This window comes from Stieleria neptunia (assembly GCF_007754155.1).
GTDB classification, from domain to species: domain Bacteria; phylum Planctomycetota; class Planctomycetia; order Pirellulales; family Pirellulaceae; genus Stieleria; species Stieleria neptunia.
The window spans coordinates 3,547,754-3,569,348 of record NZ_CP037423.1; the positions used below are offsets into that span (position 1 = coordinate 3,547,754).

General features: G+C 59.5%; 16 protein-coding genes. 2 read left to right on the forward strand and 14 right to left on the reverse strand.

The annotated features are described in order from the left end of the window. Positions 1 to 3: 3 nt before the first annotated feature. Complete coding sequence (locus Enr13x_RS12400; protein ID WP_145386434.1) at positions 4 to 1,113, forward strand: Gfo/Idh/MocA family protein; 1,110 nt, start codon at positions 4 to 6, stop codon at positions 1,111 to 1,113. 210 nt (positions 1,114 to 1,323) lie between these two features. On the opposite strand, the gene Enr13x_RS12405 is transcribed toward Enr13x_RS12400, so the two are convergent. Then, entirely contained in the window at positions 1,324 to 2,535 is a 1,212-nt protein-coding gene (locus Enr13x_RS12405; RefSeq protein ID WP_390621079.1) for a prenyltransferase/squalene oxidase repeat-containing protein, read from the reverse strand. Further along, positions 2,532 to 3,791, reverse strand: coding sequence for an HlyD family efflux transporter periplasmic adaptor subunit (locus Enr13x_RS12410; RefSeq protein ID WP_197455984.1), 1,260 nt, complete (start codon positions 3,789 to 3,791; stop codon positions 2,532 to 2,534). Before Enr13x_RS12410 ends, Enr13x_RS12405 begins: the two co-directional genes overlap by 4 nt. A 251-nt stretch (positions 3,792 to 4,042) precedes the next feature. On the opposite strand from Enr13x_RS12410, the gene Enr13x_RS12415 reads away from it, so the two are divergent. Continuing rightward, positions 4,043 to 7,723, forward strand: a complete 3,681-nt coding sequence (locus Enr13x_RS12415) for a PAS domain-containing hybrid sensor histidine kinase/response regulator (protein ID WP_197455985.1) — start codon at positions 4,043 to 4,045, stop codon at positions 7,721 to 7,723. Between the two features lie 186 nt (positions 7,724 to 7,909). Here the strand turns inward: Enr13x_RS12415 and Enr13x_RS12420 are convergent, their stop codons facing one another. The 12 genes from Enr13x_RS12420 to Enr13x_RS12470 form a co-directional block, all read right to left on the reverse strand. Beyond that, positions 7,910 to 9,244 carry a TlpA family protein disulfide reductase gene (locus tag Enr13x_RS12420; RefSeq protein ID WP_145386441.1) on the reverse strand — a complete coding sequence of 445 codons (1,335 nt, stop codon included), beginning with the start codon at positions 9,242 to 9,244 and terminating at the stop codon, positions 7,910 to 7,912. A gap of 56 nt (positions 9,245 to 9,300) precedes the next feature. Continuing rightward, positions 9,301 to 10,776, reverse strand: a complete 1,476-nt coding sequence (locus Enr13x_RS12425; protein ID WP_145386443.1) for a sulfatase family protein — start codon at positions 10,774 to 10,776, stop codon at positions 9,301 to 9,303. 410 nt (positions 10,777 to 11,186) lie between these two features. Continuing rightward, positions 11,187 to 11,969 carry a cysteine hydrolase family protein gene (locus Enr13x_RS12430; RefSeq protein ID WP_145386445.1) on the reverse strand — a complete coding sequence of 261 codons (783 nt, stop codon included), beginning with the start codon at positions 11,967 to 11,969 and terminating at the stop codon, positions 11,187 to 11,189. A 13-nt stretch (positions 11,970 to 11,982) separates the two neighbouring features. Then, positions 11,983 to 13,227, reverse strand: a complete 1,245-nt coding sequence (locus Enr13x_RS12435; protein WP_145392257.1) for a Zn-dependent hydrolase — start codon at positions 13,225 to 13,227, stop codon at positions 11,983 to 11,985. A 19-nt stretch (positions 13,228 to 13,246) separates the two neighbouring features. Then, positions 13,247 to 15,169, reverse strand: a complete 1,923-nt coding sequence (gene asnB, locus Enr13x_RS12440) for an asparagine synthase (glutamine-hydrolyzing) (RefSeq protein WP_145386447.1) — start codon at positions 15,167 to 15,169, stop codon at positions 13,247 to 13,249. 35 nt (positions 15,170 to 15,204) lie between these two features. After that, entirely contained in the window at positions 15,205 to 16,284 is a 1,080-nt protein-coding gene (locus tag Enr13x_RS12445; protein WP_231744239.1) for an aspartate/ornithine carbamoyltransferase family protein, read from the reverse strand. A gap of 10 nt (positions 16,285 to 16,294) precedes the next feature. Beyond that, positions 16,295 to 16,417, reverse strand: a complete 123-nt coding sequence (locus Enr13x_RS39380) for a hypothetical protein (protein WP_261344177.1) — start codon at positions 16,415 to 16,417, stop codon at positions 16,295 to 16,297. Further along, complete coding sequence (locus Enr13x_RS12450) at positions 16,414 to 17,901, reverse strand: sodium:solute symporter family protein (protein ID WP_315857106.1); 1,488 nt, start codon at positions 17,899 to 17,901, stop codon at positions 16,414 to 16,416. Before Enr13x_RS12450 ends, Enr13x_RS39380 begins: the two co-directional genes overlap by 4 nt. A 98-nt stretch (positions 17,902 to 17,999) precedes the next feature. After that, the gene (locus Enr13x_RS12455; RefSeq protein WP_145386449.1) at positions 18,000 to 18,590 is read right to left on the reverse strand and encodes a hypothetical protein; all 591 of its coding nucleotides are present in this window, start codon (positions 18,588 to 18,590) and stop codon (positions 18,000 to 18,002) included. 17 nt (positions 18,591 to 18,607) lie between these two features. Continuing rightward, positions 18,608 to 18,832: a hypothetical protein gene (locus Enr13x_RS12460; RefSeq protein ID WP_145386451.1), complete on the reverse strand. Its 225-nt coding sequence runs from the start codon at positions 18,830 to 18,832 to the stop codon at positions 18,608 to 18,610. Positions 18,833 to 18,844: 12 nt separating this feature from the next. After that, positions 18,845 to 20,608 (reverse strand): BCCT family transporter, encoded by a 1,764-nt coding sequence (locus Enr13x_RS37925; RefSeq protein WP_197455986.1) that lies wholly within the window; start codon positions 20,606 to 20,608, stop codon positions 18,845 to 18,847. 156 nt (positions 20,609 to 20,764) lie between these two features. After that, the gene (locus Enr13x_RS12470; RefSeq protein ID WP_231744241.1) at positions 20,765 to 21,595 is read right to left on the reverse strand and encodes a methyltransferase domain-containing protein; all 831 of its coding nucleotides are present in this window, start codon (positions 21,593 to 21,595) and stop codon (positions 20,765 to 20,767) included.

A 21,595-nucleotide genomic window follows, 5' to 3' on the forward strand; every position in this document is an offset into this window, starting at 1 on the left:
TCGATGCCCCAACGATCCGCTTCGGAAGCATCCGCCCGCGCAGCACTCGATTACCTGCCGACGCTCCCCGACCGTCTGGACGTCGGCATCGGCTGTATCGGCGCGGGATTCATCATGGCCGATTGCCATCTGGTGGCCTATCGCGCCGCCGGCTTGCAACCGATCGCCATCAGTTCGCGAACGATCGACAACGCCCGGCAGGTTGCCCAGCGGCATGCGATCGAATCGGTGTATTCGAGCTACCAGCAATTGCTGCAAGACCCGCGCGTCGCAGTCGTCGACATCGCGGTCCCTCCCGATTGTCTGCTGGACGTCGTCCGCGAAGTCGTCCGGCACAAACAGATCCGCGGCATCCTGGCACAAAAGCCGCTCGGCGTTTGTCTCGATCAAGCCCGACAGATCGTGCGATTGTGCCGCGACGCCGGAATCACGTTGTGCGTCAACCAAAACATGCGCTACGACCAATCCGTTCGGGTCTGCCACCGACTGATCGCGCGGGGCGATTTGGGCGATCCGGTGCTGGCAACGATCGACACCCGTGCGATCCCCCACTGGATGCCCTGGCAAGAACGACAGGGCTGGGTCACCTGCCGAATCCTGTCGATCCACCATTTGGACACGATGCGTTTTTGGTTCGGCAATCCACAACGAGTCTACGCCAGCTTTCGCACCGATCCACGCACCCGATTCAAACATACCGATGGGATCGGGCTGTACATCTTGGAATACGCATCGGGCTTACGTTGCATGATCTGTGACGACGTCTGGGCCGGACCGGTCCGCGAGGGCGCCGCCGAGGCCATCGGCATCACCTACCGAGTCGAAGGCACCCGCGGATTAGCGCTCGGCGAAATCGGTTGGCCCAAGTATCCCCAGCGGACCCCCAGCACCCTGCAGTACAGCACGACAGCGACGGGCACCTGGCAGCGTCCGCACTGGGACCAGGTCTGGTTCCCCGATGCGTTCTTGGGACCGATGGCCGAATTGTTGGTGGCGTTGGAAAATGGAGTCGATCCGGCCCTCAGCGGCGAAGACAATTTGGCCACGATGGCGCTGGTCGATGCCTGCTATCAATCCGCCGCCGAGCATCGCGCCGTTGAATTGGATCTTTAGCGATCGTTGCCGGGGGCGAGGGTGGGGACGGGATGGCAGAAAAATGGTGGGCAGAAAAATGGGGAGGTGAAACCAGACAAGAAAAGGGGGAACGGAAATTTACTCCGTCCGATTCGGGCTTTGAGAGGCGCGTTTGGACATCGCGCACCATCCGCTGCTACCCCATTTTCTTGTCTCACTGCTTCCAACCCACCCCCATTTCTCTGCCCCCTATTTTTCTGCCCTCTCCCCCTCGACTGCCTTGCACCGATGCAGCGTCATCAGAGCGAATCCGGTGCCGTAGGGTCGGTGGTAATCGTACAGCGGGTAATCCCACCACGACCCGTTCTTTTCTTGACGGTCCAAGATCAATTTCGCCAGCATCGCTTGATAGGGCGCGCGTTGTTCGGCGGGTAATTGGTCCAAGCACACCGCTCCGTAGTAGTGCCCGAAGTAGTAGAAGTAGCCTGCCACCTGCATCCAGGATTCGTGGGGAACCGGTCGTTTGCGTCCGATGTCCAACCAACCGTTGCGGACGTACAAGCGATACAGCCAAGTCTTGATCACGTCATCGGTCACCGTTTTGTCGCCCCAGGCCCGCAACGCGGCGTTGCAGCACTGTGTCCGTCCCAGGCTGCCGCCCGGGCGATTGATTTCTCGTGCCGGACGGTCCTTCAGGTACTCGCCGTACAAGTAACTGAAATCCGACTTCTTTTGACGGTTGGTCGCGGCGATCGCTCGATCGACGATTCGCTTGGGTGGTTCCACCCCGATCTCCCGCGCTTCGGCCAAGGCGATCAGCACGGCGCCGTTGACGAAACTGATCGAGCTGGATGTCGGCTGATTGGACTGGTACCGGAAATCGTAGTACCCCCAGCCGCCGTCCACCGATTCGTAGCGTTGCAGCATGTCGAATTGATCGCGGATCAGCGCGACAATCTTTTCCTGAGCCGCGGTCTCGCCGGCGTGTCGCCGGTGCAACCGGACGAGTGCCTGGATCGAATAGGCGTGTCCCCAGACGTTGTAGATCGCGTCGCCACTGGCCCGCCGGAGCGATCCGAGATGCTCGTACAACCAAGCTTCGGCCCGATCGATCGTCGACTGGGTTTTGGGGTCATCGGGGGCGACTTCCAGCAAGCCGGAAAGCGCCAACGACGTCGTTCCGGCGCGAAACGCGTGGTGCGCACCGGGAACGGGGGCGTAGATGTTGAGTGCCTTGGTCTTGGTCGGCGACCCCCAGGATCCGTTGGGGTTCTGGTCGTCGATCAAGAACTGAACGCCACGTTCGATCGCGGCCTGCAATGCCTCCGGCTCAGTCGGCTCGACCACCGGCAACGGTCGGACTTCATCGCCGATCCGAACCGTCTCCTGGGTTTGACCTTCCGCCTGCAACAGCATCAGGACTCCAACGGCAACCAGCCAACCACGCGACAAGAATCTCATTTCGATGCTTCGTCCTTTTTCTCGGCGCCGTCTTTCTCGGCGCCGTCTTTCTCGGCGTCGTCAGCAGCCTTTGGTTTCGCCGTGGTAAACTGCAACTCACACGTCATCGCCGGCAGCACGTCGGCCGATGCTTTGCCACGCAGGGAAACGATGCAGTCGTATTTTCCGGCGGTCAGGGGCACGATGCCGATCGATTTGACGACGCCGTTCAGTTCCGCATCGGCGATCCCCTTGGGCACGACCTTGCAGCGGTCCCCGACGTGAACCGATTTCAATTGCGGTTCGGGCAATTCGACACGCACTTGCAATTTGGTGGGGGCAAGGACCGTGCCGATCACTTGCTTGCCACTGACACCCGATCCCTTTTTCAGTTCGACCGGTTTGGCCGGCAGTTTGGCCCGCGTGACGGTGCCGTAAACGAAGATCCCGTCCAGTGCTGACTTCAGCACGACCTTCTTTCGTTCGGCCCGCATCTCGTCAAACTTTTCAGCTTGCTGTTCCAGCTTGACGCGTTTGCGTCGCAATTCGAGCTCGCGTTTTTGTTTGTCGATGCCCATCGCGTGAACGGCTTTTTCATAGTCGATCAGGGCGCGTGCCAAGGTTTCTTCTTGATTGGCATCGTCACGGGGGATCGACTGCTTGATGGTTCGATCGTGCTGAATCTTGGCCCGATCGAGAGAGAACTGGGCCGACTCCATCGCCCGCTTGGCCCGTCGCAACACGATCTCTTCGGACTCTTCGGTCAGGTCGTCTTCTTTGTACATCTGTTCGAGTTGCCGATACTCTTCGGTGGCACTCTCGAGCGAAAACTGGGAGGACTCGAGCGAGAACTTGGCCTGCTTGATGGCCCGCTCGCGGTCCACCCGTTGGTAGTTGTCGTAGGCCTGTTGCGCCTGATCCCGCGTCCGCCGGGCCTTGGCTTTGTCGAGCGTTTGTTGTTTCAAAAACTGCTCGTGGGCAAACTCGTCGGATTCCAAGTCCAATCGTGCGATCGCGAGGTCCGATTCGGCGCTGCGGATCTTGTCATCGAGAGGTTTGGTTTCGAACCAGACAAGCGTCTGCCCTTCGGTCACGCTTGTCCCGGAGGGAACGATTCGCTCGATCACCAAGTTCGTCAAATGTTCGTTGTCCGCGGTGACTTCGAATTGCCGGATGGCTTCGAACGTGCCATCCAATTTGACCGTCACGTCGGCGGAGTCAGCCGACGATGCGGCTTTGTCCTCCTTTTCCTCTGCATAGCCGGCAGGGACAGACACGGTCAGTAGCAAGACAAACAGGAACATCGGCCGGCACGCGGCGGGCCTCCAGGATCGCGTCATCGTTGTGTGGCTCTTCGTTGCAGAATCGGGAGTTTGGCAATGGGCACCATGATTACTCATCCTCCGGTCCAGGTCCAGCTTTTCTTGGGCACCTCGATCGATCGGTCCGTATTTGCCCGCCATCTGGGGCTGAAGCGGCTATGATGGGAGGTAAATCGAGTCGTCCCCCACTTTGCTGGTCTGACGCCATGGCAAATGCAGAAATCGGAAGTGCTTCCAACAACACTGAACTCGATTCGGGCCTGGTGCCTGCCATCCCGGAACGATTGCTGCAACGGTCCAGCGAGTGTCGCTGGACCGCGACCTTGGACGAGCCACGGTTTCAATGGATCGATTCGGCGACGGTAAATGTTTTCCGCAAATCCGCCGAGGACCTGCTGGCCAACCCCAACGCGCGGCTGGAACTGATCCATCCCGACGACCGAGACGTCGTTGCCGGGATCTGGGGGGACTTGGAGAGAACGGAACACGCCGAATACGACTATCGGCTGGCGGTAACCGAAGGTCCCACGATCTGGATCCGCGAAACGGTCCTCTTGGACCATGACGCATCGCCGGAACCGCTGCTCTGTGGTGCCAGTCACGACGTTTCTGAACAACGGCATCTCAGCCGATCGTTGGGAGACGCCGAGGCGGTCTATCATTCGTTGGTCGAAAGTCTTCCGCTGTGCGTGCTTCGCAAAGACCTTCGCGGCCGATTGCAATACGCCAACGAACTGGCCTGCGAAGTGATGGGCGTGTCGGCGCCGGCCATCGTCGGGAAGACCGATTTCGATCTGTTCCCCGCGGACCTCGCCAAGAAGTACTTGGCCGATGACCGTCAGGTGATCGAAACCGGCAAACTGCACCACAACGTTGAACGCCACCAGGATTCCGGCGGCAATCTCAAGCACGTCGAAGTCTGGAAGGCACCCGTTCACGACGTCAGCGGCGAAGTGGTCGGAATCCAGGTGATGTTTTGGGACATCACCGATCAGAAAAACGCCGAGCACCAAGTCGAGTACGAAAAATTCTTGCTCTCCATCCTGCTCGATACCGTTCCCGATGCCGTTTATTTCAAGGATCGCGACAGCCGCTTCATTCGACTCAGCCGCAGCTGTGCTCACAAGCTGGGCCTGGATGATCCTCGTCAGGCGATCGGGAAATCCGATGCGGACTTCTTCGGCCGCGAACATGCCAGGGAAGCGCTCGCCGATGAACGTCGCATCATGGAAACCGGCGAGACCATTTTGGCCAAGATCGAACGTGAAACCTACACCAACCGCGAGGACACGTGGTGCAGCACCACCAAGGTGCCGCTGAGAGACCTGCACGGTGAGATCGTCGGCACCTTCGGCATCTCACGCGACGTCTCCGAGCAAAAGAAGGCCGAGCAGGAACTCTCACGCGAACGGGACCTGCTGAAAACGATCATCAACAACGTCCCCGATCTGATTTACGTCAAAGACCGGGCTGGCCGTTTCATCACCGCCAACGCCGCACTCGTCCAACTGCTGGGACTGCAATCCGCCGATGATCTGCTCGGCAAAACCGATTACGATTATTCACCACCGGAAATGGCGTGCAACTATGTCACGGACGATCAAAACGTCATGCGGACCGGCGAGCCCTTGCTGGACCGCGAAGAGTCGCATCACGGAGACCAAGGCGAAGAACTCTGGCTGTTGACAACCAAAGTCCCGCTTCGCAGCCCCGAAGGCGATGTCATCGGAGTGGTCGGAATCGGACACGACATCACCGAACGAAAGAAGTTCGAAAAGGAACTCATGCAGGCCAAAGAGGTCGCGGACAAGGCCAATCGGGCCAAAAGCGATTTCCTGGCCAACATGAGCCATGAGATCCGCACGCCGATGAATGCCATCATCGGCATGACCGACCTGGTGCTCGACACGCGTCTGGATGCCACCCAACGCAACTTTCTGTCCATGGTCCAAGAATCGGGCGAAGCGCTGCTCGCGGTCATCAACGACATCCTGGACTTCTCGAAAATCGAAGCCGGCAAACTCGAGATCGAATCGCAAACCTTCGATCTCCGCGAAAGTCTCGGCGATACGATGAAGACGCTGGGGCTGAAGGCTCATGCCAAAGGCCTGGAACTCGCCTTCCGCGTCGACCCCGCCATCCCACGCTACCTCTGCGGCGACGCCGGACGTCTGCGCCAGATCGTTGTCAATCTGGTCGGCAACGCCATCAAGTTCACCGAACAGGGAGAGGTGTTTGTCGAAGTCGAACTCGTCACGCAAACCGACGACGATCTGGAATTGCAACTCCGCGTGCGTGACACCGGCGTCGGGATTCCAGAAGACCGCTGCAATGCGATCTTCGAAGAATTCGAACAGGCCGACACCTCGGTCACACGTCGCTTCGGTGGCACTGGCCTGGGACTGGCCATCTCGTCGCGTCTGGTCGGTTTGATGGGCGGAGCGATCGCGGTGGAAAGTGAAGTCGGCGAGGGCAGTCAATTCACCTTCAACATCCATCTGCGTCAGGCCCCCAACGGCACCGAAGCCAACGCGACCAACGGACTCGTGTACGTCGGCGGTTCCAAAGTCCTAGTCGTCGATGACAACATGACCAATCGAAGGATCCTGCAGGAAATGCTCGGCAACTGGGGCATGGTCCCCATCCTCGCTGACTCGGGAGAATCCGCTCTGGAGCTGATGCGTGAAGCCGAACAACGTAATGAACCGTGCAAGTTGGTCGTCAGTGATGTGCACATGCCCGAAATGAGTGGGTATGACTTTATCGAACAGGTGCGGCGCGACGATAACCTTTCCAAGACTCCCATCATCGTCTTGACCAGTGGCGGCCGCGAAGGTGAAGACGCACTTCGCGATCGACTGGATATCTCCGAACGATTGATGAAACCCGTCAAGCAATCCGAGTTGTTTGATGCGATCGTGCGGACCCTGGGCGTGACGGCACCCGAAGACACGCCCGACTACGATTTCAGTGAGCCCATTCACGAATCGATCGATCACCTCAAAGTCTTGTTGACCGAAGACAACGCCATCAATCAAAAACTGGCGATCGGTGTCCTCACCCGGTTCGGCCATCAAGTGACCGTGGCCAACAACGGAGCCGAGGCGGTCGAAGCGTTCCAAAACGATCACTTCGACGTCGTGCTGATGGACGTTCAAATGCCCGTCATGGATGGATTTGCCGCCACCGAGGCGATCCGCGAACTCGAAAAGAAATCCGGCAGCCACATTCCCATCATCGCCATGACCGCACACGCCATGAAGGGCGACCGGGAAAAATGCCTCGAAGTCGGGATGGACGAGTATGTCGCCAAACCGATTCGCATCAGCGTCCTCAAAGAGAAACTCATCAAAGTCCTGCAGTCACCCGAGGTCGATTCACCACGCCCGCCTTCCGATGCGGCGGAACCCGAGGTGCCGGAAACGCGTGCCTCGGAATCGCGTGCATCGGAATCGGGGGCCATCGAAGCCGAACCAGAAACGAGTGTGACCGAGGCTGCCCCGGAAGCGAAGACCGCCCCGGACGCGTGCGGCGAACAATCGGCATGCTATGACCTCGAGCCCGTCCGGACGATGGTCGCCGGCAACGACGAATTGCTGCGTGAATTGTTGGCCATGTATTTGGATGAAAGCGAAATGCTGTTGTCGCAGATCGAATCCGCAATCTTGTCGGGCGACGGCGAAGCAGTCCGACGCGCCGGCCACACGCTCAGCGGAGCATCACGCAGCGTCGGCGCGGCGGAAACCTCTGACCTCGCCCAGGAACTGCGATCGGTCGAAGACGGTGGACCCTTCGACGATGCCGCCGAATGTGTGACCCAACTGCGGGCTTCCGTTGCCGCCGTCGCCAAAGTCATGAAGGCCTACCTGGCGACCGATCCGTGTTAAACGGATGAAAGGGGTTCAGCAGCCGTTGGTGTCTAGCCTTCAGGCGACCGCTTTTCGCATGTACGACGGCCCTTCCGGGCCGTCGTCCGTCGGGCTCGCCCCGACGACGTCGCACAACGATCCGCTAACCGAAAATTGAGCTGCGACAGCGTTCCGTCGGATCGAGATGAACCCCGCCGTCTCCCGTCAGTCGATCTCCCCGTCCCCGACCATCTCACGAACCCGCTCCTCAAGTTCCTCGCCAGAATCAAACCCCACCTTGTAGTCCACCACCGTGCCATTGCGATCGACAAAAAACGTCGTGGGGTAAGCACCGACGAAATAGGCTTTCGAAGCAACCTTTCCACCGCCGACCACGATCGGGTGATCCAGTTGGTTCTGCGCCGCGAACTTCGCGACCACTTCGGGCGTCTCGTTGTATCCGTTGACCGCGACGATCGCGAACCTGTCTTGATACTTTTGATGCAAGCGAGTGAGATGCGGGGCTTCTAAGCGGCACGGTCCGCAAGCGACGCCCCAAAAGGTCACCAGCCCCGGCCGCCCGTTCAGAAATCGACTCAGTTCCAACCGATCGCCGCCCACGCGATCCAACGCGAAATCGGGAGCCGGATGTCCGATCCGTTTCTCCGGCGCCCCACCTCCCGGCGAATGCGTGTAGCTGATCGCGTCGAACCCCAATGCACGCGCCAGCTTCATTGCCGGCGAGGGACGGTATTGTTTTTGCTGAGACTGCAAAAAATCAAACAATGGGCCATCCTTCACGTTCTCCGGAATCTCCGGCGGTCGACGGGCATCAAAGATCTGCTCGACCAGCTCTCGGCCGGCGTCGGTACTTCGCACGCGGAACAGCAGTTTCCGCTTCGTTAATTCCGGCCCGAATGATTCAATCGCACTGCGAATCGCAGATTGAAGCTCGGGCGACAATTCCTGTTGCCGACCATCGATGGGCTGCTTGATTTCGATCACACAGTCGGCATCGCCGATCACGATCCGAGAGAGCTTGGTGCGAAGCGGATAGGCGTTGATCAACCGATCCGTCTTCACTGTCTCGATCGCCGACTCGCCGCCGACAAAATCTTTCAGCGGCTTGTAGTGGTTCTCCCAACTGGCCGATGTGTTGATCTCCGAAGTGCTGACCGAATCAAAGCCGGCGGATTGGCAAATTTGTTTGACATGGTTCTTGATCGTCGTTCGCGTCGATCGCTCGATTTCACCGCCAAGCTGGAATCTCATCACGAGTTTTAACGGCCCAGGATCCGCACCGGCAAGCTTCTGCAATTCTGACACCAGCGCGGTGGTGTCAACCGCGTCGGGGGCAAATCGAGAATCAACCAGAAAGGCATTGCAGTTGACCACGGCATACGCCTTGGCAGTCGCCGAAATCTCCCGACGTTGCAGCTCGGTTTTGATCGGTGCCACAAAGTACGGCGGCATGTCGGTTGGTTCGTCTTCACACGTCGCTTTCGAGACACAGACCAAACCGACACAACCAAGCGTTATCAAAATCACAAGCAGCTTCATCGCCAACTCCCATCGAAATGCAAACGCAGGCTCGAAAATTGAAAACTGACAAAGCACTAGGGGGATTTGCGTTTCTTACCCTTGGCACGCGTTCCCTGCCCTTGTTTCGCTTTGATTCCCCGCTTGTGAAACGCTTCATTCGCTTCTTCACGAGACATCCCTTTGTACCTGGTTTGATGCAGGAGCGCATCCTGTTCGGTCTGGACTCCTGCATCTCCCTGCGACTTCATCCAATCGGCAAGCTCGCTCTTCAATCGCGCGACGACTTTGGCGTACTTGGGATCGTCGACGATGTTGTTCATTTCCAAGGGATCGGTTTCACAATCGAATAACTCGTATTCGGGTCGGTGCTGATATTTCCGGACGACCTCCGCCGCCTTGGCATCACCATCGCGACCGGCTTGGATCATGGATTGGAAATAGTCTGCCTTGGTGCAGGCGTTGGTAAACTTCGTCTCGTGATTCAGATTCCAGACCAGCCGATAGCGCCAACCCCGCACGGTGCGGATGGCATACGCATCGCTGCCATTGATGATGCCTCGCGTCGTCATGATGCCGTAGGCAAACGCTTTGTGGGTGTTGGCTTGGCTGGTCAGCACCGGGACAAAGCTTTTTCCGTCTAAGACCTCAGCGGGCGTCCCGCCGGCGGCTTCGACAAAGGTCGGCGCCACGTCGACGTATTCCACCATCGCATCGGTGACGGTCCCCGGTTTCACTTGCCCCGGCCAACGCACGATCATTGCCGATTGCAGCCCATTTCCGTAGCACGTCCACTTGGCGAACGGGAACGAATTGCCCTGCTCGGAAACCACGACCACCAGCGTGTTGTCCGCCATCTTGTGCTTGTCGATCAATTCCAAGATCTGTCCCACCTGTCCGTCGTAGTACGTGATCTCGGCCAGATAGCGGCTGAAGGTTTCCCGCATCACGGGCGTGTCCGCCAGATACGGCGGCAGGATCACTTCTTCCGGCGGATAACGCGAGGCGTCTCCCTTGTTCCAGGGCGAATGCGGTTCGTTGGAGCATGCGAACAGACAAAACGGGGTGGAGGATTCGCCGCACTGGGAAAGCAACTGATCGACCGCCTGCATGTCCGGGTTGTTGCCCTTGCCGCTGAATTCAAATGGGAAAACCTCTTGCGGACCGATGTGCTTTTTGCCCGACAACGCGACCCGATAACCCAACGGTTTCAAATACTGGACGATGCTCTGGGTTCCATCCTCGGCAAACGTGTGATTCGGGTACGCACCCGATTTGACCGGATACAAGCCGGTATAGATGTTGTGCCGCGTCGGCGAGCACATCGGTGCGGCTTGAAAGCAACGTGTGAACTTCATGCCCTGTTCGGCCAAGCGATCGATGTTCGGCGTATGAGCCTGGCCGCCGTAGCATCCGATATCACGAAACGTACAGTCGTCGGCGATGATGAAGACCAGATTGGGGCGGTCGGTGGCCGCATCGATCCGCGTCGTTTGCATCAACGCGATAGCCACAAACGCGGCGATCGCGATCTGATTGGTGGGGAAGTGCATGATTCGGTCGCGATGGGGGAATTGCAATACGAAGGGCATCGAATGCCGGACACGCCCGATTGTAATCGATCGTTCTGGTCGTCGACGGTGCCTCGCAATACCTCTGCCGGCCAATACCCCCGCCGGCCAATGCCCCCGACCTTTGGCGCCGATCGGGCTGGTTCTTGTTAGCGGTTGGGCGCGAGCCCTCCGGTCTGTCACGCTGAAACCGGACGGCTCGCGGGCCGTCGATTGAGTCGGGATCCGCTGAGTCAATGGTGAGCCGCTGGCCGTAAGGCCTCGGGCAGCGTTGGAGGGCCCGGCCGCTGACGCGGCGCGCGGCTCACGAAAACGACAGCCCGCTCGCGCCGTTCCGCTAACACCACAGTGTCAAGGCAGGTGGCACGAGGAGCGGTCCGCTTGGGCGGGGGTCAAGCGTCCGTCGCGTCGACCGGTGTTTCCGATGGCAGGGCCGAGCGAATCGTCGTCAAGACGTCCGACAACCGCGCCACGCGGGCGTAGCGATCACACAAGGTCGCCAAGGACGCCTCGTGTAACTCCGGCGTCACCGTCGCGCAGCAATCTTCGACGACGGTCACCAGGTATCCCAGGTCGCAGGCGTCGCGGACCGTCGTTTCCACGCACTCGTTGGTGTACACGCCAACCACCATCAGCGACTCAATTCCCATGTTATTCAAGACGTAATGCAGGTTGGTCGATGAAAACACTCCGCTGGCCGTCTTGTTGATCACGATCTCGTCCCGCGCTTCGTCCGGCGCCACCATCTCCAAAAAGTCCGCGTCACGGGAACCGGGAGCGGCCAGTAATCCCAGGCGCCGATGCCCCTTGCTGCGGTCGCGGCCGTCCCGCGTGAGCGCCTGAATTCGCGTGTGAATCACTTCCAATTGGCGGGCCCGGAACGCATCCTGCAACCGTCTCACATTGGGCAACACTAGTTTCTCGAGTCGGTCGAAATAATATTCCTGGGCCTCCATCGGGATACCGCTGTTCTCGGCATCGCGAAAGACCCCGTGCCCGCGCGCCGCGTCGAGATACTGGATATCGATGCACAGCAACGCCGTGTGCCCCTCGACCAACAATTCCTGCCGCTCGGGATTGTCGACGATGGCCTCGTGATAGACATCCCGGAGCGGATCGACGTGGGAGGGATCGAGTAACGGGGAAGCGTACGGTTCGTTTTCGTCTCGGTTCATGGGGCGTGTTTCGTCAGGTCGTTGAAATCGGGTTGGCCAGATCGATCAGGGAGTGCAGCATCAGGTTTGCCCCGGCTTCGATGTCCGTCCAGGCAGTCCATTCGGCCGGGGAGTGGCTTTGTCCATTTTTGCTGGGGACAAAAATCATGCCAACCGGAACCATACTACCCATGATTTGTGCGTCGTGGGCTGCCCCGCTATGCATTTGCAGATGTGTCAACTCCAACTGTTCGGCTTGGCGGAGCAAACGTTGGACGACCGCGGGGTCGGCGGCGACCGGCGGCAAGTAACTCTTTTGCTGAAATTCGAACATCAGGTTTCGGCGACGGGCAATGGCCGAGAGCGCCTTGCGAAACGCGTTGCCCAGATCGGCCAGAGTTTCCGGACTGGTGTCGCGCACATCCAGTGAAAACTCGACGATTCCCGGCACCGTGTTGGCCGCACCCGGCAAGATCTGAGCTTTGCCGATTGTCGCACGGCTTCGCGCACTGCCGTTTTCGTCCAAGATCCGGGGGATGGCCGATGCAAAGTCGGCCAAGCCCATGAAGGCGTCATGCCGCATCTCCATCGGAGTCGTACCGGCGTGGTTCGCTTCGCCCTTCAGATTGACCGACCAGGTAAACAATCCGGTGATCTCGTCGACAATGCCCACCGATTTCTGACCGCGATCGAGCACCGGGCCTTGCTCGATGTGCAATTCCAAATAGCTCGCAATCGTCTCGGGGTCGCGAGCCGCATCGAGCGCACCGAGGGGATCGAATCCATGCCGCCGCAGCTCGTCGCCCAGTAGCACGCCGTCCAAATCAGAAAGCGTGGCCAACGCGTCTGGGTTCAATTGTCCGCACACCGCCTGAGAGCCGAACATCCCGCCGAATCGCCCTTCTTCGTCGCTGAACGCAATCAATTCGATCGTGCGCTCGGGGACGACGCCCTGTTCGCGAAGACAACGAAGGCATTCCAAGGCGACGATGACGCCCAGCGTCCCGTCCAGGGCTCCGGCGCAGGGCACCGTGTCAATGTGCGACCCGACCAAAATCCTCGGCCGGTCGGTCGACCCCGACAGCTCGGCCGAAATATTGACGGCGCCATCGGTCCGCGGCTCGAAACCGGCTTGCTCGATCCGGTCCTTCAGCCAGCGTTTCCCCTCCATGTCCGCATCGGTGAACGCCATCCGGTAGATGCCGCGATCGTCACGGCAGCGCCCGATTTCGGCAAGTTCGTGGATGTCGGTTTTGATTCGTTCTAGGTTGACGCTCAAGTCCATGGAGTTCTCATCGTTAGTCGACCGTGGGAAGCGGCATGCCTTCGACGTACTGTCCCTGCAACATGTGCAGTTGCAACGCGTGATTCATCAAAATGTCATTTCGACGAGCAATCGTGCCATCGGTTTCACGCCATGCCTGAGAAACAAACTGCTCCACCCGTTCGTGGTTCAAAATCCCCAACTCGTTCATCCGCGTCGGCGTCAACCAGTGATTGATCATCTCTTGCACCGCGTTTCGTTTGACCGGATCCGTGTGCGCCGGCGGCGCCATGAACGCAAATTTCTTGCGTTCGTACAGTTCCCTGGGCAACACGTTGACCATCGCTTCACGCAGCACCCATTTCTCAATGCCGTCACGGATGCGGATGTCTGGGGGGATGGTCACCGCGTACTCGGCCAGATGGTGGTCCAGGAACGCCGGACGGGCTTCCATGCTGTTGGCCATGTCCATTCGGTCACCGCCCCAGGTCAGGATCTGACCTTCCAGCATGGTTTTGCTCCAGGTGTATTGCGAGATGTCCAAACGATGCCGGCCACGCACCTGGTCGGGGTCGATCGCCGCGGCGACTTCGGCGATCGGGTCGTAGGTCTCCAGCAGATCGATCAACTCGTCCGACAGCAATGCACGTGCCGCACGCAGCGTCAGCATCCAAGGTTGAATCCACGAAGGCGTGAAACCACACAGGTCTTGCCAGGCCGGGTGCAACTGGTCCTCTTCGGCCAAGATGGCGCCGGCAAAAATCCCCCCTTCCCCTTTTTCGCGTCCCAGCCAGTCGCGTTTGAAGAATGGATAGCCGCCGAACAGTTCATCGGAGCCTTCGCCGGTGATGACCGCTTTGTAGTTGCAGGCCCTGACGCGTCGGCTCATGTGCCACTTGGCCACCGCCAGCGTGTTGTAAAACGTCCGCTCGGCGTGCCATGTCGCCCGCTCGAACGCCGGCCCGTAGAGTTCCTTTTCGGTCAAACGTAACAGTTCCTGTTCGGCGCCGGTACGATCGGCCATCAATTTGGCGATGTTCGATTCGTCGTACTCATCGCTGTCAAAGGCGATGGTGAACGCCTTGACCGGCGATTGCTGCAGGGTCGTCGCCAGCCCCAGGATCGAACAGCTGTCGATGCCGCCGGACAGGTAACACCCCACCGGCACGTCGGCCTCCAATCGGGTTGCGACCGCGTCGATCAACCGGTCCTGAACGCCCTGGACATACTCCTGCGGATCCGCGCCCGATTCGTGGGACGTGGGGAACTCCAGGTCCCACCAACGCTTCGATTCGGTCACCAGTCGATCGCCCACGCGTTGCACGATCAGCATGTGGCCGGGCTGGACCGCTTGCACGCCTTCGAACGCCGTCGTCCCCGGAACCATGACCTGCATCATCTGGTGAATCGCAGCCTTGGGACACAGTCGCGGAACGACGCTGGGGTGTTTCAGGATCGACTTGACCTCCGACCCCCAAACGATCCCGTCGTCCTTGACGGCGTAATACAGCGGTTTGATCCCGAACCGATCTCGGATCAGAATCAAACGTTTTTCGCGGTGGTCGTACAAGACGATCGCAAATTCTCCACGCAACCGCTCCACGAATGACAGTCCGTGCCGGAGGTACAGCGGCAACGTGATCGCGCTGTCGCTCTTACCGTCACTCGGCAGCGACTGGCATGCCAGCCGAGTTCGTTCGCGCTTGTAGCCATACAATTCACCGTTGACCGTGACCGCGTAGTCACCGTCGCGGGTCTCGATCGGTTGGTGCCCGTGATCCAAGCCGATGATCGACAGACGGGTGTGCCCGAGGGCCAAACCTTGGTCGAGAAAAAACTTGCTGCCCCGTTCGTCCGGACCGCGGTGGTCCAAAACGTCCAACATCTGGTCCAGAGTGAAACGCAGCTCGCGCTCGTTCGTCCGCGCAGGATTCCAAAATCCAGTGATTCCGCACATGGGTGCCTTCCGTATTAATCTCTATCGTGGTGTCGTTAGCAGAGGTCCGAAATTCGATCCAGCCGATTCAGGACGGAGGCCAACACGGCTTGTCGGACGAACACGGCGCCCGCGGCTTGGGCGAAATAAAGGTTGTGTTCGGTTTCGTCCAAGTCTTCGGACAGTTCCTCGTTGCGCGCCAGCGGGTGCATGATCACCGCACCCGGTTTTAAATTGCACGACGCGTCCAACCCGTACCGGCTGTCCAGATTTCGGTAGCTGTCACCGAGAAACGCGATCGAGTTGACGTAGACGACATCCAGCGTGGGCAAAACGTCTTGGACGTCGTTGGTGATTTCGATCGGAATCGGCGACTCTTCGATCGGTTCGGTCAAATCCAACCCGACCGGGTCGGCCATCTCGGAAACCAACGTGATTTTGGAGACCGCATTGACGAACATCAGCGACAGACGCAGAAAACTCTTGACCGCACGCATCGAGCCCGGCGTGCCGACGATCCCCAGATGAATCTTCTTGTCGTTCGGGCACGATTGGTCACTCAATTCCGGTCGCCATTTCAGCAACGTGTACCAGTCCAACAACGCCTGTGTCGGATGGTGACCGCTGCCGTTGCCGGCATTGATCAACGGGCGTTCGAGATTCTTTTGGATCTCTTCGACACTTTCGGTTTCGGGATGCCGCATGATCACGACATCTCCGTAGGTATTGAACATCTCCCCGATGTCGGCCAACGATTCGCCCTTGGCGATGCCGGTGACTTGCCCGTCGGGGACCGACAGCACCTTGCCGTCCAGCCGGAGCACCGCGCTTTCGAACGACAATCGCGTCCGCGTGCTCGCTTCGAAGAACGCCGTGATCGCGATTTTTCCGTCCAGCGGCTTTTTCATCTCGACATTCCGCGTTTCCAACAACGCGGCCAGCTGAGCGATCGCCACTACCGTCTCGCGGTCGAATTGCCGCGGATTGACGATCGACGTGCCGGCGAGCTTGTGGAGCGTCTCCCAGTCGACTTGCATGTCGCTGTGGGTGAGCAGATCAACCGGATCCAATTTGCGGCCCTTCGAATTGGTCGCGAACTCCGTCAACGCACGGCGCATTTGTGTCGTGTTCATCATCAGTACGGGTCTACCAGATTCTTTTTTCTTTAAAGTCGAGGATCCAAAACACAATGAGTGCCGCCGCGCCCACGCCACACAGCGTGAGCCCACCCACCACGATCAACTCCAGAAACCAGAGGGGGAACATCATCGCGTTTCACCTCCGCTGGAAATATCTCCAACCATACCAATTCGTCCACTGGGGTCGATGGGGCCGTCTTCCGGTCGGGCCGCAGGCGGCGGACCGGGCAAATGAGACAACAATCGGAAATCAAAGTCATCGGGGTACAAATACATCCCTATGAAGAACACCACCCCCGAAGTCGCCGCTCCCACCAACGAGGCGACGAACCAACCGATCATATAGTACGCCACCAGCCCGATTGACGTGCCGACCACCATCGCCATACAGGCCGCGATCGGACTGGAACGGCGAAAATACAGACCACCGATGATCGGCCAAATGCAACTGCCGACCATCGGTCCGGCAAAAAACAAAACCGTCGCAAGGGTGCCGATATTGGGATAAGCGACGCACCACGTGACAACCCCCAACCCAATGATCGCGAACAACGACCAACGCCGTTTGACCGGGTCGGTGGCGGTCGTGCCACTGATCCGCTTCGCCAGCGGTTCGGCGATGTCGTTGACCACCAAGTCGCTCGTCGCGGCCAACAAGCTGTCGATGCTCGATGCCAGTGAGCAAAAGACGACCACGAACACCAGCAGCGCGCCCCCGGTCCCCAGCAGCGTCGCGGCAACCAGCGGGCCCACCGTGTCGGGTTGACTGACCCCGATCCCCAGCGCCGGCGCGGCCAGGCCCAAAAAACCGGCGACGATCGGAACGGGCAGCCACAACAATCCGCCCAACAAATACGCCTTGGGGCCGACCCCCTCACGCATCGCAAACGCGCGGCTCCACCACACATTGCTGTGAAAAATTTCTCCAAATCCGAATAGCATATTATTGAACAACGCCATCAATGCCGCCGGAAACAGGATCGACAACAACATCGGTCGATCCTCTTGTAGCTGGTGATGGACGTCTGCGATGTCGACATGCAAAAGCACCGCAATGGCGACGACGACCAGCCCGATCAGGATAATAATGCTTTGCACAAAGTCGGTGCCGATGACCGCGTACATGCCGCCGAACAGCGTGTACAGCACACAAACCGCCAGCACGACCGTCATCCCGACTTCATACGGAATGCCCGAGAGCGCGTTGAGCAATTTGCCGCCCGCCATCGCCATCGAAATCAACCACGTCATCGCGTAAAACAGCGAGATGATCAGAAACGGGATCGATCCCAGACGCCCGTAGCGACGCCGGACAAACTCCACCGCCGTGTAGCCGTGCGGCATCAAGCGGCGAATCCTGCCGCTCAGCGGGGCGAATGCGAACAACCCGAAACTGGCCGTTGAATACGCCAACGCACCCCAAATGCCGAGCTGCAGCGCGAACTGCGGCGCCAACATGGTCGTGTTGGATGTCACCCAAGTCGCCACCGCCGTCGCGGTGCCGAGGGCCAATCCGACGTTCCGGCCCGCCACGGCAAATCCGTCATACGACGTCGCCCGGCGGCCCCACCAGATGCCCAGCCCGATCCATGCCACTCCGAACAGCACCAGCATCCCGTAACCGGCCTCGGGGCTGAGGATGCGGCCGGCATCGACCGATTGAGAAAACAACAAAATGGCGAAGATTCCTTCGGCCCCACCGTCTGCGGTCATCATGATTCCCCACCCGACTTGACCTCGGTTTGCAACATCGACGCGCGATCGTCGTCGCCGGCTGCGATCTGTTTTTCGATCCAACGGCCTCGCAGGATCACAAAGGCGATTCCGCCAACCACGATCGCTCCGATCGCAAACAGGGTCAGCGAGGGAGCCAGCCGCCAATGTTCGACCGTTGCCACGGCCGGTGCGGACGTCGCCAGGATTTCTCCGTCGGCGCCGATCGCCTCGACGTAAAACTGGTAGACCCCGTCGCTCAACCCGGACTGAAACGATTGGGTCGCCACGCCCTGATACGCGATCTGATCGGCGCGGTCGCGGACGCGGTACAACGCCGCCCCGTCCACCGCCGTCCACTCCAGCGTGAAATAGCCTTCACGCGAGACGTCCAACTCGGGGCCGACAAACGCCAACGCGGGCCGCGGCTGCGGCTCCGACTCGGCCGCCATCGCAACCGAGTCCCAAACCGCCGTCGAAGATCCGATCAGCACCACCGCCGCGGCGACCACCCGGCGCAGCCGCGGGCAGGCGAGTGCCCGTGCGCCGCGGCGCTTCCGGCGAGTGTTGAAGTGAGCTAGCATCCACATGGAATCGAACTTCTCGTCTAGCGGCGTCGCACGCGTTTAAGCCAATAGTCGACACCCATCTCGTTGATGGGGTCGCCGTCCAGGCAAACGGTGATTTTCTCCGTCCCGTCGGCGACGTTTTCCAGCTGCTTCGCGGCCGCTTCGCCGCTCTTGGCGTCCACCGGAAACGACTCCAGCACGGTGCCGTCGCCGTCGATCTGTTTGACTTCGTAAGTTTTGTGTAGTGAATCCGACCATTCCATTGTCATGTCTCCCTAGGAGTAAAGTGGTGATGAAGAGATTTGAGAATCTCTGTGAAGCGAAGTCACCAACCCGTAACAGGCCAGCAACAAGACTAACGTCAAGGGAAGTGCGGCCGCAATCGATGCGGCCTGCAATGCGTCCAGGCCTCCGCCATAGAGCAGTGCAGCGGCGACCAGCCCTTCACTGATCGCCCAGAAAAGTCGCGTTCCGACGGGTGGATTTCGAGACCCGCCCGACGCGATGATATCGATCACCATCGACGCGGAATCCGACGAGGTGACGAAGAAGAGAACGATGCAAAGCGTGGCGATGCCGATCGCGATCGTTTGAATGACAACCGAGGGAAACAACCCTTCCAGCAGAACAAACAAGACCGTCGGCAGCGTATCGACCGTGGACCGCCCGTCAGGCGTGACCACCGCCGCTTGATAGTACTCGACCGCTGTCAAGGGTTGCTGCTCACGCTTGAACTCGCCCGAATCCAGCCGAACCAACTCGCCCGCCGGACCGGCTTCACCGACCCAGTACTTCGGCAACTCGTCGGCAGGGTCATAGTTGTCGTCGCTCGACAACCGTTCCATATGGTCGGTGTATTGCCGCAGCGTGGTCGTGCCAAAGGCGGTCAGCCAGGCGATGCCCACTGCCGTGGGGACCAGCAACACGCCGATCACAAACTCCTTGATCGTCCGCCCGCGGGAAATACGGGCGATGAACATCCCGACAAACGGCGACCATGAAATCCACCACGCCCAGTAGAACACGGTCCAGCCGTTGACCCACGTTTGTGACTGCTCGTTGAACGCCCCGGTTCGCAATGAATTAAACGGCAGCGTTTGCAAATAGGCGCCGGTGTTTTCGATCGCGGCACCCAGGTACGTGAACACGCCGACGCCCAACACCACCAACGTCATCAACGTCGCGGCGAGCACCAAATTCAACTCGCTCAAACGCCGAATCCCGCCGTGCAATCCGACGACCACCGACGCGGTTGCCATCGCGGTGATCGCGGCGATCAGTGTCATCTGCACTTCGATGCCCGAACCGATCCCGAACAAATGCGACAGCCCGGCGTTGACCTGCTGGGCTCCGATCCCCAACGACGTGGCCACACCGGTCAACGTCGAAACGATCGCCAGGATGTCGACCAGATCGCCCAGCCGCCCCCAAACTCGATCGCCGAACACCGGGTACAGCAACGACCGGAAGCTCAGCGGCAACCCCCGGCGAAAACCACTGTAGGCGAGCGCCAGGCCGACGACGCAGTAGAGCGCCCAGGGATGAAGCCCCCAGTGAAAGATCGTGACCGCCATCGACAATCGCGACTGGTCCAGCCCGTCGGCAAAACCCGGCGGCGTGCTTTCGTAATGGATGATCGGTTCCGCCACACCAAAAAACAACAACCCGATGCCCATGCCGGCGCTGAACAACATGGCGAACCACGACCCCCGGCTGAACTCCGGTGACTCGTCATCGCGACCGAGTCGGACCTGCCCGTACTTGCCAACCGCCAGCCAAATCGCAAAGCCGAAAAAGAACGCCATCGAGGCGACGTAAAGCCAGCCGAAATGGACCGCGATCGTCTTGCGAACGGCAACAAACGCGTCCTGTAACTCGTTGGCGGGCCACACGAAACACAGCAAGGCGACCGCCAACACGATCGCAGCGCTGGAAAGGAATACGACCGGATGCATCTCAAAATGCGGACCGATCACCACGCGCGGCATCTGCGGAGCGCGGGGTGGTGCGGGGCGTTGGGAAGTGGTCGTTTGGGTCAAGAATCAATCGGTAAAGGAAATGGAACGTGCCTGAATACGTGCCTGAAATGGAGGTGTTGCGGTGGTCCGTCGCCGCAGTGGTCTGCCAAGCTTAACATCGCGCGGAAAAGAGGTGTCGGGTCGAGCCCCCCTTCTTTTCCGCCGATTGCTGATTCCCTACGGCTTACCGAATAGAAACACGCCCCAGCTCAAGTGCCCGTTTCGGCCTCCATCCACCCAGTGCTGGAGCCCCGTTTTCATGCGTTCCAAGTAATCGTCGGAGATTTTGCCATTCAAGTCCGACTGGCGGTCTTCGGTCACCTGCAGCACACGCGCGTAGTGATTGACCAGTTGATCGGTCAGGTCCTCAAACCCCAAATCGTTCCAACCGAGATCTTCTGCGACGCCTTGATAGAATTTCGGCGAACCGAGGTCGGCCAAATGGATCCGCGCCAGAATCGGATCCAGCACACCGTCGGGGCAATCGTTCGACTGCATCGGATCGGTAAAGACGAATCGCCCGCCGGGCTTGAGGACCCGATCCACCTCGCCCAAGACACGCGGCCGATTGCCGGCATGCAAAATGGCGTCCTGGGACCAGGCGGCGTCAAACAGGCCGCCCTCAAACGGCAGCTCTTCAAAACTGCCGTCGACGACATCGATCCGGTCTGCCACGCCGGCCTGCTCGTTCAGTCGACGATTGCGCGCGTTCTCGGTCTCCGACAGGTTGACGCACGTCACGCGACAGCCAAAGCGTTCGACCATCCGCCGCGCCGCGCCGCCGTATCCCGACCCGACGTCGATCACCGTGGAGTGCTGGTTTAAATCGCCGATCCGATCGAGCAAATGATCGACCGTGCGCCGGCTGGCATCCTTGATCGGCTCCGCGTCGGATTCGTACAACCCGATGTGAATGTCCTCGCCACCCCAGATCTCCGAGTAAAAATGGTCCGCATCGGAACTGTTGTAGTACTCCCGGGCGACCTGCGTGGCTGTCTCTGAACTCAT